This window comes from Lutibacter sp. HS1-25 (genome assembly GCF_004121075.1).
Taxonomy (GTDB): Bacteria; Bacteroidota; Bacteroidia; order Flavobacteriales; family Flavobacteriaceae; genus Lutibacter.
Genome location: NZ_RHLN01000003.1, coordinates 116740 through 133343 on the forward strand (window position 1 = coordinate 116740; position 16604 = coordinate 133343).

8 protein-coding genes are annotated in these 16604 nt (G+C 31.6%); 6 read left to right on the forward strand and 2 right to left on the reverse strand.

All coding sequences use genetic code 11. From position 1 onward, the window contains the following. Positions 1-106: 106 nt before the first annotated feature. From rpoB to bioB, 4 genes are all read left to right on the forward strand, one after another. Entirely contained in the window at positions 107-3922 is a 3816-nt protein-coding gene (gene rpoB, locus EC396_RS02760) for a DNA-directed RNA polymerase subunit beta (RefSeq protein ID WP_129365176.1), read from the forward strand. A 77-nt stretch (positions 3923-3999) separates the two neighbouring features. Beyond that, positions 4000-8274 carry a DNA-directed RNA polymerase subunit beta' gene (gene rpoC, locus EC396_RS02765; RefSeq protein ID WP_129365177.1) on the forward strand — a complete coding sequence of 1425 codons (4275 nt, stop codon included), beginning with the start codon at positions 4000-4002 and terminating at the stop codon, positions 8272-8274. 2 nt (positions 8275-8276) lie between these two features. After that, positions 8277-8591 (forward strand): DUF3467 domain-containing protein, encoded by a 315-nt coding sequence (locus tag EC396_RS02770; protein WP_129365178.1) that lies wholly within the window; start codon positions 8277-8279, stop codon positions 8589-8591. Between the two features lie 357 nt (positions 8592-8948). Further along, on the forward strand, positions 8949-10034 hold the full coding sequence (bioB, locus tag EC396_RS02775; protein WP_205757899.1) for a biotin synthase BioB: 1086 nt from the start codon (positions 8949-8951) through the stop codon (positions 10032-10034). Positions 10035-10141: 107 nt separating this feature from the next. Here bioB and EC396_RS02780 read toward each other — a convergent pair whose 3' ends face one another. Next, positions 10142-11641 (reverse strand): PLP-dependent aminotransferase family protein, encoded by a 1500-nt coding sequence (locus tag EC396_RS02780; RefSeq protein WP_129365180.1) that lies wholly within the window; start codon positions 11639-11641, stop codon positions 10142-10144. Between the two features lie 67 nt (positions 11642-11708). Here EC396_RS02780 and EC396_RS02785 point away from each other — a divergent pair, with 67 nt between their 5' ends. Continuing rightward, entirely contained in the window at positions 11709-13529 is a 1821-nt protein-coding gene (locus EC396_RS02785; RefSeq protein WP_129365181.1) for a TonB-dependent receptor, read from the forward strand. Positions 13530-13972: 443 nt separating this feature from the next. Further along, positions 13973-14998: a TlpA disulfide reductase family protein gene (locus EC396_RS02790; RefSeq protein ID WP_240665623.1), complete on the forward strand. Its 1026-nt coding sequence runs from the start codon at positions 13973-13975 to the stop codon at positions 14996-14998. 55 nt (positions 14999-15053) lie between these two features. On the opposite strand, the gene EC396_RS02795 is transcribed toward EC396_RS02790, so the two are convergent. Next, entirely contained in the window at positions 15054-16601 is a 1548-nt protein-coding gene (locus EC396_RS02795; RefSeq protein ID WP_129365182.1) for an NAD(P)H-hydrate dehydratase, read from the reverse strand. Positions 16602-16604 lie beyond the last annotated feature (3 nt).

Consider the following 16604-nt stretch of genomic DNA (forward strand, 5'->3'; position numbering starts at 1 on the left):
AAACAATTTAAGGTTTAGGTCTAGGGTTACCCTATGACCTAAACCATTTTTGCGTATATATTCGTTCTTTATATTTAATAGTTTTTTTAACTTAAAGTTTTGTCCATTGGCACTAAAAAATTTCACCGAAAGAATAAACTTTGCCTCAGCTAAATTGGTTACTGAATATCCTGATTTTTTAGATATTCAAGTAAAATCTTTTCAAGATTTCTTCCAATTAAAAACCAAAGCTGACGAAAGAAGTACGGAAGGGTTGTATAAAACCTTCCTAGATAACTTCCCAATTACAGATACTCGTAACCAATTTGTGTTAGAGTTTATAGACTACTTTGTAGACCCTCCAAGATATTCAATTCAAGAATGTATTGAAAGAGGTTTAACATATTGTGTTCCTTTAAAAGCACGTTTAAAGTTATATTGTACTGACCCTGAACACGAAGATTTTGAAACTATTGTTCAAGATGTATATTTAGGTACAATACCTTATATGACTCATAGTGGTACTTTTGTAATTAATGGGGCTGAAAGAGTTGTAGTTTCTCAATTACACCGTTCACCAGGCGTATTCTTTGGGCAATCATTCCACGCAAACGGAACAAAATTATATTCTGCGAGAGTAATTCCTTTTAAAGGTTCTTGGATAGAGTTTGCAACTGATATCAATCAAGTAATGTATGCTTATATTGATAGAAAGAAAAAATTACCTGTAACTACTTTGTTTAGAGCAATTGGTTATGAAAGAGATAAAGATATTTTAGAAATTTTTGATCTTGCTGAAGAAATTAAAGTTTCAAAAAGTGGACTTAAAAAATATATTGGTAAAAAATTAGCTGCGCGTGTTTTAAAAACTTGGTTTGAAGACTTTGTTGATGAAGATACTGGCGAGGTTGTTTCTATTGAAAGAAATGAAATTGTTTTAGATAGAGACACCATTTTAGAAAAAGAACAAATAGATGAAATTGTAGATTCTGGTGCAAAAACCATTTTACTTCATAAAGAAGATAATGAAATGGCAGATTATGCAATTATTCATAACACTTTACAAAAAGATCCAACAAACTCTGAAAAAGAGGCTGTTGAACATATATACAGACAGTTACGTAACGCTGAACCACCAGATTTTGAAACTGCTAAGGGAATTATCGATAAATTATTTTTCTCTGAGCAACGTTATAATTTAGGTGAAGTTGGTCGTTATAGAATGAATAAAAAGTTAGGCTTAGACACTAGTATAGATGCCAAAGTTTTAACTAAAGAAGATATTATTACTATTATCAAAAACTTGATAAAATTAGTAAATTCTAAAGCTGAAGTTGATGATATTGACCACTTATCTAACCGTCGTGTTAGAACTGTAGGTGAGCAATTAGCTAGTCAGTTTGGTGTTGGTTTATCTCGTATGGCTCGTACCATTCGTGAGCGTATGAATGTACGTGATAATGAGGTGTTTACACCAATTGACTTGATCAATGCTAAAACATTATCATCGGTTATTAACTCATTCTTCGGAACTAACCAATTATCTCAGTTTATGGATCAAACAAATCCATTGGCAGAGATTACACATAAACGTAGATTATCAGCATTAGGACCTGGAGGTTTATCTAGAGAAAGAGCTGGTTTTGAGGTGCGAGATGTTCACTATACACACTACGGTCGTTTATGTCCAATTGAAACTCCTGAGGGACCAAACATTGGTTTGATTTCATCTTTAGCAGTTTTTGCAAAAGTTAATAATTTAGGATTTATTGAAACTCCTTATAGAGAAGTTGTTGATGGTAATGTAAATATTACTGATGAACCAAATTATTTAAGTGCTGAAGAAGAAGAAGGAATGAAATTTGCCCAGTCAAATCTTCCTTTAGATGATGCTGGTAGATTTGTTTCTGAAAAAGTTATTGTGCGTGAGGAAGCCGATTATCCTGTAGTTGATCCAAATCAGGTAAACTTTATGGATGTTGCTCCAAACCAAATTGCTTCAATTTCTGCATCGCTAATTCCATTTTTGGAGCATGATGATGCAAACCGTGCTTTGATGGGATCTAACATGATGCGTCAGGCTGTACCATTGTTACAACCTGAATCTCCAATTGTTGGTACCGGATTAGAATTTAGAGTTGCAAAAGATTCTAGAATTTTAATGAATGCTGAAGGTGCTGGTGTTGTTGAATATGTAGATGCTAATATCATTGAAATAAAATACGACAAGACTGATGAAGAGCGTATGGTTAGTTTTGAAAGTGATACTAAATCATACAACTTAATTAAATTCAGAAAAACAAACCAAGGAACTTCAATTAACCTAAAACCAATTGTTAAAAAAGGTGATAGAGTAGAAGAAGGTCAGGTACTTTGTGAAGGGTATGCAACACAACAAGGTGAGTTAGCTTTGGGTAGAAATATGAAAGTAGCCTTTATGCCTTGGAAAGGGTATAACTTTGAGGATGCGATTGTAATTTCTGAAAAAGTTGTTAAAGAAGATATCTTTACCTCAATTCATATTGATGAGTATTCATTAGAAGTTAGAGATACTAAATTAGGTGCTGAAGAATTAACAAATGATATTCCAAATGTCTCTGAAGATGCTACTAAGGATCTGGATGAAAATGGAATGATTCGTATTGGTGCTGAAGTAAAACCTGGTGATATCTTAATTGGTAAAATTACTCCAAAAGGAGAATCAGACCCTACACCTGAAGAAAAATTATTAAGAGCTATTTTTGGTGATAAAGCTGGTGATGTAAAAGATGCATCTTTAAAAGCTTCTCCATCATTAAGAGGTGTTGTAATTGATAAAAAATTATTTGAACGTGCGGTTAAAGATAAATCTAAACGCAGTCAAGATAAAGTAAGTATTTCTAATTTAGAAAATAAATACGCTGCAAAATTAGAAGAGTTACAAACTGTTTTAATTGATAAATTATTCACCTTAGTAAGTGGTAAAACTTCACAAGGAGTAATGAATGATTTAGGTGAAGAAATACTTCAAAAAGGTAAAAAGTTTACATTAAAAATGTTAAACTCTGTTCCAGATTATAGTTATTTAACTAAAGGAACTTGGACTACTGATGAAGATTTAAACGTACTTGTAACAGAATTAATTCATAACTATAAAATTAAAGTAAACGACTTACAAGGTTCTTTACGTCGTGAGAAATTTACTGTTTCTGTAGGAGATGAGTTACCAGCAGGTATTTTAAAATTAGCAAAAATTTATATTGCTAAAAAACGTAAATTAAAGGTTGGTGATAAAATGGCTGGACGTCACGGTAACAAAGGTATTGTTGCTCGTATTGTTCGTCAAGAAGATATGCCTTTCTTAGAAGATGGAACTCCAGTAGATATTGTATTAAATCCACTTGGTGTACCTTCTCGTATGAATATTGGTCAAATTTATGAAACTGTTCTAGGATGGGCAGGTCAAAAATTAGGAACTAAATATGCTACACCAATTTTTGACGGTGCAACAATTGAACAAATCACTGAATTAACAAATAAAGCTGGTGTGCCAGAATTTGGACACACTTATTTATATGACGGTGGTACAGGTCAACGTTTTGATCAAAAAGCAACAGTTGGAGTTATTTATATGATCAAATTAGGTCATATGATTGATGATAAAATGCACGCACGTTCTATTGGTCCATACTCATTAATTACGCAACAACCATTGGGTGGTAAAGCTCAGTTTGGTGGTCAACGTTTTGGAGAGATGGAGGTTTGGGCACTTGAAGCTTATGGAGCATCAAGTATACTTCGTGAAATCTTAACAGTAAAATCTGATGATGTTTTAGGTAGAGCTAAAACTTATGAGGCTATTGTTAAAGGTGATGCGATGCCAGAACCTGGATTGCCAGAATCATTTAACGTATTAATGCACGAGCTTAGAGGGCTTGGTCTAGACGTTAGATTAGAGGAATAACAATTAGACAGTTAGGAGGCTTGTCCTTCTAACTGTTATATATTTTTACATTTTTAAAATTCGAATCCATCATTATTATGGCAAGAAAAACCGATAAATACACTGTAAAAAAGTTTAATAAAATTTCAATTGGTTTATCATCTCCAGAAGCAATTCTTGAAAAATCAAACGGAGAAGTATTAAAACCAGAAACCATTAATTACCGTACGCATAAACCAGAAAGAGATGGTTTATTTTGTGAGCGTATTTTTGGACCTATCAAAGATTTTGAATGTGCTTGTGGAAAATACAAGAGAATTCGTTATAAAGGAATCGTTTGTGACCGTTGTGGGGTAGAAGTTACTGAGAAAAAAGTACGTAGAGATAGAGTAGGACACATAAACTTAGTTGTTCCTGTTGCACATATTTGGTATTTTAAATCGTTACCTAACAAAATGGGATACCTTTTAGGTTTACCATCTAAAAAGTTAGATATGATTATTTACTACGAACGTTATGTAGTAATACAACCAGCTGGCGCAAAAAATGCTGATGGTGAACCATTGCAAAAAATGGATTTCCTTACAGAAGAAGAATATTTAGATATTCTTGAAACTTTCCCTATCGAAAACCAATATTTAGATGACAACGACCCAGATAAGTTTATAGCTAAAATGGGAGCTGAATGTTTAATTGATTTATTCAATCGTATTGATTTAGACGAATTGTCTTATGAATTACGTCATAAAGCAAATACTGAAACATCTAAGCAGCGTAAAACAGAAGCGCTTAAAAGATTAAACGTAGTTGAAAACTTTAGAGACGCTAACAAAAATAGAGAAAATCGTCCAGAATGGATGATTATGAAAGTGATTCCGGTAACACCACCAGAATTACGTCCATTAGTACCATTAGATGGTGGTAGATTTGCAACTTCAGATTTAAATGATTTATACCGAAGAGTAATTATTCGTAACAATCGTTTAAAACGTTTGGTTGAAATTAAAGCTCCTGAAGTTATTTTACGTAACGAAAAACGTATGTTACAAGAATCAGTAGATTCATTGTTTGACAATACACGTAAATCTTCAGCAGTAAAAACCGAATCTAACCGTCCGTTAAAATCATTATCAGATTCATTAAAAGGTAAACAAGGACGTTTCCGTCAAAACCTTTTAGGAAAACGTGTTGATTATTCTGCACGTTCTGTAATTGTTGTTGGACCAGAATTAAAATTATCTGAGTGTGGATTGCCAAAAGATATGGCAGCTGAATTATACAAACCTTTTGTAATTAGAAAGTTAATTGAAAGAGGTATTGTAAAAACAGTAAAATCTGCAAAGAAAATTATAGATAAAAGAGAACCAGTAGTATGGGATATTTTAGAGAATGTTTTAAAAGGACATCCTGTATTATTAAACCGTGCTCCTACATTACACCGTTTGGGTATTCAAGCTTTTCAACCAAAATTAATTGAAGGAAAAGCAATTCAATTACACCCATTGGTATGTACGGCTTTCAACGCCGATTTTGATGGGGATCAAATGGCGGTACATTTACCATTAGGACCAGAAGCTATTTTAGAGGCTCAATTGTTGTTATTGGCTTCTCATAATATTTTAAATCCTGCTAACGGTGCGCCTATTACAGTACCATCTCAGGATATGGTTTTGGGTCTGTACTATATGACCAAAGCAAGAAAATCAACTCCTGAAGTTCCTGTAAAAGGTGAAGGATTGACATTCTATTCTCCTGAAGAAGTTACAATTGCTTTTAATGAAAAAGCAGTAGACCTAAATGCAATTATTAAAGTTAGAACAAAAGATTTTAATGCAGAAGGTAAGTTAGTAAATCAAATTATTGAAACTACCGTTGGTAGAGTTTTATTTAACGAAGTAGTTCCAGAAGCTGCAGGTTATATCAACGAAGTTTTAAATAAAAAATCATTAAGAGATATTATTGGTCGTATTTTAAATGTTACTGATGTTCCTACAACTGGGAAATTCTTAGATGATATGAAAGGAATGGGATACTCATTCGCTTTCCAAGGTGGTTTATCATTCAGTTTGGGTGATATCATTATTCCGCCAGAAAAACATACAATGATTGCTGAAGCAAATGCTCAAGTTGAAAATATTATGGTTAACTATAATATGGGTATGCTTACAAATAAAGAGCGTTACAATCAGGTAATTGACATTTGGGGTTCTACAAACAACCGTTTAACAGAACTTTCTATGAAACGTTTGCGTGAAGATCAACAAGGATTCAACTCGGTATTTATGATGCTTGATTCTGGAGCAAGGGGTTCTAAAGAGCAAATTCGTCAGTTAACAGGTATGCGTGGTTTGATGGCAAAGCCTAAAAAATCTACAGCTAGTGGTGGAGAAATTATTGAAAACCCAATTTTATCTAACTTTAAGGAAGGTTTATCAATTCTTGAATACTTTATCTCAACGCACGGTGCTCGTAAAGGTCTTGCCGATACGGCATTAAAAACAGCCGATGCGGGTTATTTAACACGTCGTTTGGTTGATGTTTCTCAAGATGTTATTATCAACGAGTTTGATTGTGGTACTTTAAGAGGTTTAAATGTTGAAGCTCTTAAAAAGAACGATGAAATTGTTGAAACTTTAAGTGAAAGAATTGATGGACGTGTATCATTACATGATGTTATTGATCCAATTTCTGAAGAAATATATGTGAAATCTGGTGAAGAAATTTCATCTGAAATTGCAAAACGTATTGAAAATTCACCTATTGTAAGTGTTGAAGTACGTTCAGCTTTAACTTGTGAATCTAAAAAAGGTATCTGTTCTAAGTGTTATGGACACAGTTTGTCTACACATAAAATGGTTCAAATTGGTGAAGCAGTTGGAGTTGTAGCAGCACAATCAATTGGAGAGCCTGGTACACAGTTAACACTAAGAACATTCCACGTTGGAGGGGTTGCTGGTAACATTTCAGAAATTAATACGTTAGACACTAAGTTTGCTGGTATCACTTCAATTGAAGATTTACATACTGTTAAAGGAAAAGACAATGAAGGTAATGATGCTGATATTGTAATTTCAAGAACTTCAGAAGTAAAAATTATTGATGAAAAATCAGGATTGACATTAAGTAGTAATAATATTCCTTACGGATCATATATTTATGTTACTGATGGTCAAAAATTAAATAGAGGTGACGTAATTTGTAAGTGGGATCCATTTAATGGTGTTATTGTTTCTGAATTTGCAGGTACAATACAATTTGAGGATATTGAGAGAGGTGTTAATTATTTAGTGGAAATTGACGAACAAACAGGTTTCCAAGAAAAAGTAATTATCGAATCTAAAAATAAGAAAACAATTCCAACTTTATTATTGAAAGATAAAAAAGGAGAAACAATTAGATCATACAATTTACCAGTAGGTGCTCACTTAATCGTTGAAGATGGAGAGAAAATTGAGTCTGGTGCAGTTATTGTAAAAATACCACGTAAATCTGGAAGATCTGGGGATATTACTGGAGGTTTACCTCGTGTAACAGAATTATTTGAAGCACGTAATCCTTCTAATCCAGCAGTTGTTTCTGAAATTGATGGTGTAGTTTCTTTTGGTAAAATTAAAAGAGGTAACCGTGAAATTGTTGTTGAATCTAAATTAGGTGAAGTTAAGAGATACTTAATCAAATTATCTAATCAAATTTTAGTTCAAGAAAACGATTATATCAAAGCTGGTATGCCACTTTCTGAAGGATCTGTAACACCTGATGATATTTTAAATATTGAAGGTCCAGGTAAAGTTCAAGAGTTTTTAGTAAATGAAATTCAAGAGGTATACCGTTTACAAGGGGTGAAAATTAACGATAAACACTTTGAGGTAGTTGTACGTCAAATGATGCGTAAAGTTAAAATTATTGACTCTGGAGATACGTTATTCTTAGAAGGACAATTGGTTCATAAAAATGACTTTATTGAAGAAAATGATGAAGTTTACGGAATGAAAGTTGTTGAAAACGCTGGTGATTCTTCTAAAATTAAAGTAGGTCAAATTATTACGCCTCGTCAATTAAGAGATGAAAACTCTGTATTGAGAAGAGAAGATAAAGAATTGGTTGTAGCGCGTGATGCACAACCAGCAACGGCTGAACAAATTTTACAAGGTATTACAAGAGCATCATTACAAACTAAATCGTTTATTTCTGCTGCATCTTTCCAAGAAACGACTAAAGTGTTAAACGAAGCTGCTGTTAGTGGTAAAGTAGATGATTTAGAAGGATTGAAAGAAAATGTAATTGTTGGTAAACGTATACCAGCAGGAACTGGAATGAGAATTTACGACAATATTATTGTTGGTTCTCAAGAAGAAATGGACGCAAAAATGTAGTTATGAGTGATCAAAAACCTATAAAAGAAGGACAAATAAATATTGAGTTAGATGACAAAACTGCCGAAGGAACTTATTCTAATTTGGCAATTATCAATCATTCAGTTTCAGAATTTATTGTTGATTTTATCAGTGTAATGCCAGGGCAACCAAAGGCAAAGGTAAAATCTAGAATTATTTTAACACCTCAGCATGCCAAGCGTTTAGTAAAAGCACTTGCTGAAAATGTGAAAAGGTTTGAGAAAGCTCATGGTGAAATTAAAGATTATGAACAACCTCCAATACCAATGAATTTTGGTCCTACTGGAGAAGCATAAATAATTAAAAAACCCGAACATTTGTTCGGGTTTTTTTGATTTTAGCCTATAAGATTTCCAATAAAATTAAAACAAAAATTTACAGAAAGAACATGTGTAAATTAAAATGCCTGCTTCAATATCTAATAAATTTAAAATTGGGTATAAATTAGATGTATCAGGTGGTTTTGATATATTAACGCTTCAAAATAAATAGTTTATTAATGTGCCTTTTTGGGAAAATAATATATCACCTAAAAAAATAAAAAAGATATTAGTTAACGCATTAGGTTTTGGAGGTAATGCTGTTAGTTTATTAATTTCATTAGTTTAATTAGATAGAATTAAATAATTTTGAATTTTTAAAATAAAATTGTTATGATTAATTACACCAAGGAACAAATATTAGAAATTTACAATAAACCTTTAATGGAGTTGATTTATGAAGCTGCACAAGTACACCGACAGTCTCATGACCCATTAAAAATTCAGGTTAGTACACTTATTTCAATTAAAACAGGAAGTTGTCCAGAAGATTGTGGTTACTGTCCGCAAGCTGCTCGTTATCAAACTGGAATTGAAAAGAACGATTTAATGCCTGTAGAAACTGTTATTGGTTTGGCAAAAAAAGCAAAAGAAAATGGTTCTTCTCGTGTTTGTATGGGAGCTGCCTGGAGAAATGTACAAGAAGGTGAAGATTTTGAAAGTGTATTAAAAATGGTTAGAGGTATTAGCGAACTAAATATGGAAGTTTGCTGTACACTTGGTATGATTACTGAAAGTCAAGCTGTACGTTTGGCTGATGCAGGTTTGCACTATTACAATCACAATTTAGACACTTCAGAAGAATATTACAAAGAAGTAATTTCAACCCGAGGTTATGAAGACAGGTTACAAACGCTTGAAAATGTTAGAAAAGGTGCGCTTAAAGTTTGTTCTGGTGGTATTATAGGTATGGGTGAAAGTGTTGAAGATAGAGCAGGTATGTTGGTTAGTTTGTCAAAATTAAATCCACAGCCAGATGCTGTTCCAATTAATGCATTGGTTCCGGTTGAAGGAACGCCTTTGGAAGATCAGCAAATTGTACCATCTTGGGATGTGATTAGGATGATTGCAACTACAAGAATTGTAATGCCAAAAACAACTGTTAGATTGTCTGCAGGAAGAACACAAATGAGTACAGAAGCACAAGCTTTATGCTTTATGGCTGGAGCTTCTTCAATTTTTGCTGGGGATAAATTATTAACCACTCCAAACCCAGGTGAAGATAAAGATGCAGAAATGTTTAATATATTAGGCTTAACTCCAACTGAAAAAGTGAAAGACAATACGGGTAAATTTAAAATTCGTAAATCGTTACTGGAAAATGAAGAAAATGTAAAGTGGAGTAGACCAGGACATGTTATTGAAAGAAATCTAAAGGCTTCTTTAAAAGCTAAAGAATTAAGAAAAGAATTGAAATAAACCGTTTTATTTTAATTTACTTATTAAGCTATCTGTAGTTTTTTAATTAGGATTGATGAACTTTTTTGTTTTGATTTCTTAAGTTTAGACAATTACAGGTGGTTTTTTTATTTTAAAATCACCTTATCATAAGCCTTTTTTAATTTTATTATAACAGTTTCTATTTCTTCTTCATTTAAATGTCCAAAACCAAAACGAATAGCACAAGTGTTTTTATCCTGATAAAGTATTGTTTTTGGCAGATGTAAATCGGTTTTTTCAGCTTCTTTTGCCAGTTTTACTAAAGATATTTTAGGATGAAATTGTAACCAAATGGCTAATCCACCTGAAGGAATTTCCCATTGTGCGGTTTTTAAAAAATATTTTGCTAATAGTTCACATAAAAAATCGCGTCTTTTTTTATAGACCACAATATTCTTTTTCATGAGGCGGTATATTTCACCTTCATTAATCAATTCAGATAGCATTTGTTCTTGTATTAAATCGCCTTGTTTATCAAGTAATTCTAAATAATTCTTAGCTTCTGAAATCAAATTTTCTGGAGCTACTACAAATCCTGTTTGAAAACTTGGAAACAAAGACTGCCCCAGTTTTCCTAAATAGATAACCATTCCGTTTGCATCTGAACTTGCCATAGGTAACATTGCTGAACCTTCAAACTGAAAATCGTAATCAAAATCATCTTCAATAATAGCAAATCCATACTCTTTAGCAAGTTGCAGCAGTTGTAAGCGGCGTTCGGCACTTAATGTTACAACTGTTGGATAATCTCTATGGGCACAAATATATACACATCTAATACGATGTTTTACAAAATGTTTTTTTATATACTCAATATCTAAACCATCTTTATCTATAGGAATTGTTTTAATGCTTGCGCCAACTTGTTGAAAAATCATGTTTGAGGCATAGTTACTTAAATGTCCTACTAATACAATGTCGTTAGGTTTTATTAAGAGTTGAGATACAACGTACAAACTCATTTCTGTACTTCGTGTATTTATTAGGTTATTAGGATTGATATGAAAACCTCTTGTTGCATTTAAGTAATTACATAGTTGAGTTTGGAATACAGTATTGTAAAATTCGTCTGTTCTATTCCATTTATTTATCAATGTTTTTCGTTTCATAGCAGCACTATACCACCTTGTAAATTGATGTACAGGATGCAAGCGTAAATCTGGTTTACCTTCGTTAATGGTGTATTTTGCATTTGTAAGCTGAACGGTTGAAGCTAAATGAAATGACTTTTGAAAAGGAAATCCTGTTGTTTTAGCATAGGTATAGGCTTCATTTATTTTTTGAGAAGTTGCTTTTATTTTTGCTGTTTTATGTTCTGGTTCTATAACAAATGTGCCTTTATTTGGTATAATTTCAACCCAACCTTGAGAAGCTAATTCTTCGTAAATAGCAACTGAAGTATTTCTATGTACTTTTAACAATTCACTTAATACACGGGTTCCGGGTAGCATTGTTCCTTTGGTTAAATAACCACGTTGTATAGCATTTACAATTTGCCCAGAGACCTGTAGATATAAGGGTTGTGGTATAGATCTATCTAAACTAATTAGTTGTTTAAAAAGTGAATTAACCGGACTATCTATCATTTTAAATCGGGACTATTTTAACCGTCCGGAAAGTTACTAATTTTGCAGCGTTTTTAAATCAATATTTATGAAAATTAGAATTACATTATTACTTTTTACATTATTAAGTATAATTAAGGCAAATGCACAAGTAGAGCCTATAAAAAAAGACACTGTTAAATTAAAAGAAGTTACAATAACTACCAATCGAATTTCTATTCCTTTTAAAGAAAGTTCACGAACTGTTAATTTAATTAGTGCAAGTGACTTAGCAGCTTCATCAACAACCAATGTTTCAGATTTGTTACAAAATGTTACGGGTGTAGATGTGAGAAGAAGAGGTGTTGACGGAATGCAATCCGATTTATATATTAGAGGTGGTAACTTTAACCAAACTTTATTGCTAATTGATGGTGTAAAAATGAGCGATGTTCAAACTGGTCATCATAACATGAACGGAATTGTTGATTTTAGTAATATTGAAAAAATTGAAATTGTTAAAGGTCCTGCAGCTCGCGTTTTTGGTCAAAATGCATTTACTGGAGCGGTTAATATTGTAACTAAAAGGGTAACTGAAAATAATTTAGATGTTGCAGTAAATTACGGTTCGTACAATAACATAAAAGCTGGTGCGGCTGTTGGTCAAACATTTAAAGATGGTGATGTTTTTGCTTCCTTCAATTATCAACAATCTGATGGGTATAGATTTAATACCGATTTTGAAAATATCATGGCTTTTGTAAAATCAAATTTCAATAATTACCATTTAGTAACTTCTTTTGCACAACGTAAATTTGGTGCCAACGGATTTTATTCTAGTCCAAAATATATAAATCAATATGAAGAAACACAAACAAGTTTGGTTGCGCTTTCTGCCGATTATGGTTCAGAAGTCGTGAGTGTAACACCTCGTGTTTATTGGAGAAGAAACCAAGATATGTATTTGTTTATCAGAGAGAATCCCTCTTATTACAGAAATTTTCATATCTCAAATACGATAGGTGCAGAAGCTAATATGGTTATTTCAACTAAAGCAGGTAAAACAGGAATAGGAGTAGATGTTTCACAAGCTACTTTGTCTAGTAATAATTTAGGAGACCGTGATAGAACATCTGTCACTGGTTTTTTAGAACAACGTTTTATTTTATTTAATAACAGTTTAGATATTACTCCGGGTGTTGCAGTTAGTTATTTTTCTGACTTTGGAACACATGCATTCCCTGGAATTGATATTGGTTATAAGATTTCTAATGTGGTTAGAATTTATGGAGATTTTGGTTATACTTATCGTGTACCAACTTTTACTGAAATGTATTATGTGAGTCCTATAAATATTGGAAACGCAGATTTAGATCCAGAATCAGCACTAGCAGAAGAAATAGGAATTAAAATTAGCGGTACAAATATTAATTTTAATGTAGCTTTTTTTAACAGAAAATCTGAGAATTTAATTGATTGGACAAAAGAGAATGAAGAAGATAAATGGGAAACAACAAATTTTAGTAAAGTAAAAACCAATGGTATAGAAACTTCAATAAACTATGGTTTTAATTTTATAAAATACCATCAAAATTTAAACATTGCTTACACTTATATCAATGATGATATTTTAGATAACAATGTTAAATACACACAATACTCTTTAAATAGTTTAAAACATCAATTCAACGCAGGGTTTAATTTTCAAGTTTCTCCAATTTTTACTGAAAACATTTCATATAGATATGTAGAACGTACTGACGGAGAAAGTTATAATGTAGTAGATGCAAGTATTTCAGCAAATTTGAAAAACGGAATGCAATTTTCGTGTATTGCAAACAATATTTTTAATGCAGCATATACCGAAACAAATTTAGTGCCTATGCCAAAAGGAAATGTAATGTTTGGGTTTAAATACAATATCTATTAAAAGAGTTAAAATATCAAAATCAAAACTTTAATTCCATTGTTTTTTCTTATGATAGTATAAAATTTTAATATCTCATTAGTAATTCTCAAAAGTTGGTTAGGTTGTAAATTTGCAATCTAAAAAATAGTGAAATTATGAAAGTTACTAAAATAGTTAAAACAGAAGAAAATAGAAATAAAACAGTATCAATTGATTTTAGAAACACTAAAAGTGCTGTTTGGAACAATAGAAGAAGATTTGGAATTTAATTAAATAATTTATTGAAAAAGCGATAGAAGTTTACCTATCGCTTTTTTATTTAAATAAAATAAGTAAACATATTAACGTAGTTTAAAACTTTATTAAAGTTCAAAATTATTTGTTAAATAATGAAAATTTTAAAGTTTTGAATAGATAAAAATTATATTTGTTGATTATTTAAAATAATTCAAAAATAACATAAAATGAAAAAAATATTTTTATTGTTTGTTGCAGTTGCTTTAACAGCTTGTAATGGCGGTATCAAAGATTATGCATCCATCAAAGGAAAATTAAAAGCAACCGATGTAACTGCAATTTCTGTACAAGGAAAAGATTATTTAAAAGATATAACTGTTGAAAAAAATGGTACTTTTTCAGATACTTTAAAAGTAATTGAAGGAATGTATGTAATGACAATAGGTGAAGAAAAAATCCCATTATATTTAAAAAATGGGTATGATTTAGATTTAAATTTTGATATTCCAGAAGGTTCTAATGAGCAAGTTGTTTATTCGGGTATTGGTGCTGAAACCAATAAGTATTTAATTGAAAAACGTAATTTCTTTATGAGTTCTTATGCAGATCCAAATACTTATTTTCAGTTAGAAGAAGCTGATTTTAAAGCAAGGATTTCTGAAGCAAAAATTGAATTGGCAAAATCAGAAATTGATATTAAAAAGGTTGATTCAACTGTAGTTGATATGGTTGAAAAAAGCAATCAAATGATGTTTTCTTATATTGAAAATAATTACCAACAAATACACACTAGCGCTGTAGCTTTGGCAAAAGGGAAACCTTCACCTGTTTTTGAAAACTATGAGAATTTTAAAGGAGGAACAACTTCTTTAAGTGATCTAAAAGGTAAATATGTTTATATAGATATTTGGGCAACTTGGTGTGGCCCTTGTAAGCGTGAGATACCATCATTAAAGGCTTTAGAGCAAAAATTTGAAGGTAAAAATATTGAATTTGTGAGTATTTCTGTAGATAATGTTGATGGAAGAAGAGGTAGTCGTGACAGTTGGTTACAAATGGTTAAAAATGAGCAGCTTGGAGGAATCCAATTATTTGCAGATAACGATTTTAACTCTCAATTTGTAAGAGCTTACGGTATCAATAGTATTCCTCGATTTATTTTAGTAGATCCTAATGGAAATATTGTAGAGGCAAATGCAATGAGACCTTCAGACCCTAATATTGCTACTTATTTACAAGAATTAGGTATCTAATATCATATTATTAATATTTAAAAAAGGGCTTAAAATTTTAATTTTAAGCCCTTTTTTATGTGATATTTTCTTCTTCGTCTGTAATTTCATCTTGTGATTCCTGATTGAATATGTCTAAAATTGCATCGGCTAAATAGTCTAATATATTTGAGGCTGTAAATGTTTCATAACCTGTTTTTTGCATTGCAATATCGGCAGTTTTACCGTGTAAATAAGTGCCAAATATAGCAGCGTTTTTAGGTTTGTAGCCTTGCGCTATTAATCCTGTAATAATACCCGTTAATACATCTCCACTACCAGCTGTTGCCAATGCAGGATTTCCGGTAGAATTAAAATACATAAATTCACCATCAATAATAACGGTATGAGCACCTTTAATAACCAATATAAGTTTGTTTTTTATCGAAAATTCCTTCGCTTTTTCCAGTTTTTCGTAATCATTTTTCCAATCACCCAATAAACGATTTAATTCTTTTGGATGTGGTGTTAAAATGGTGTTTTTGGGTAAAAATTGAAATAAATATTGATTTTGAGCAATAATATTTATGGCATCGGCATCTATAACTAATGGCAATTTATTTTCTTTAATAAATTTCACAAATCCTCCAATGGTTTTTTCTGAAGTTCCCATACCAGGTCCAATACCAATAACAGTTGCTTTTGTTTTAAAATTAAAATAGGTAAGCGCATCATCTTCATCAACTTCAACCATTACTTCAGGAATAGCTGTTTGTAAAATTGTATAACCACATTTTGGGATATATGCTGTTACCAAACCACTGCCAATTTTTAAAGCAGCTTTTGAGGCTAAGGTTACAGCGCCAATTTTACCAAAGCTTCCTCCAATTATAAGCGAATGACCAAAAGTACCTTTATGATCCCATTTGTTTCGTGGTTTATATAGCGGGGTAATATTTTTTTTAATAATATAATGTGTTTTAGATTTTAATGAAGCTATATAATTTTCATCTAAACCAATATCTAAAATTTCCCAGGTGTTGATATAATCTTTATTTTCAGGAAGAAGAAATGCTAATTTTGGAGTTTGAAAAGTTAAGGTATGACCAGCCTTTAAAACGGTATTTTTATCTGTAACAGATTTATCTGAAAACAAACCAGAAGGGAAATCTATAGCCAAGGTAAAAACTTTTGTACTATTAATGTATTCAATCAAGCGTTTAGTAAACCCTGTTGGTTTTCTAGTTAGTCCATTTCCAAACATGGCATCAATCACAATGTCTTCAAAATCTACTCTTGGGAAATCCTTTTCACCATTAATAATTAAAGGCCAATTGCTTATTTTTTTTAATCTATTGAAATTTTCTAAAAATTCATCTGATCTCTTTTCACTAAAATTAACAACATAGCAATTAACATTATAACCATTTTGAATTAAATGTCTGGCTATTACCAAACCGTCACCTCCATTATTGCCAATTCCACAAAACACGTGGATTTTTATATTTTGCCCTTGTAGGCGTGTATGTAACCATTTGAAGCAACTGGTTGCAGCATGCTCCATTAAGTCAATAGATGTAATTTTATTGATTGCGATAGTAGCTTTGTCTACTAGTTGAATTTGTTTTGAGGTAAGAATGTCCATCTA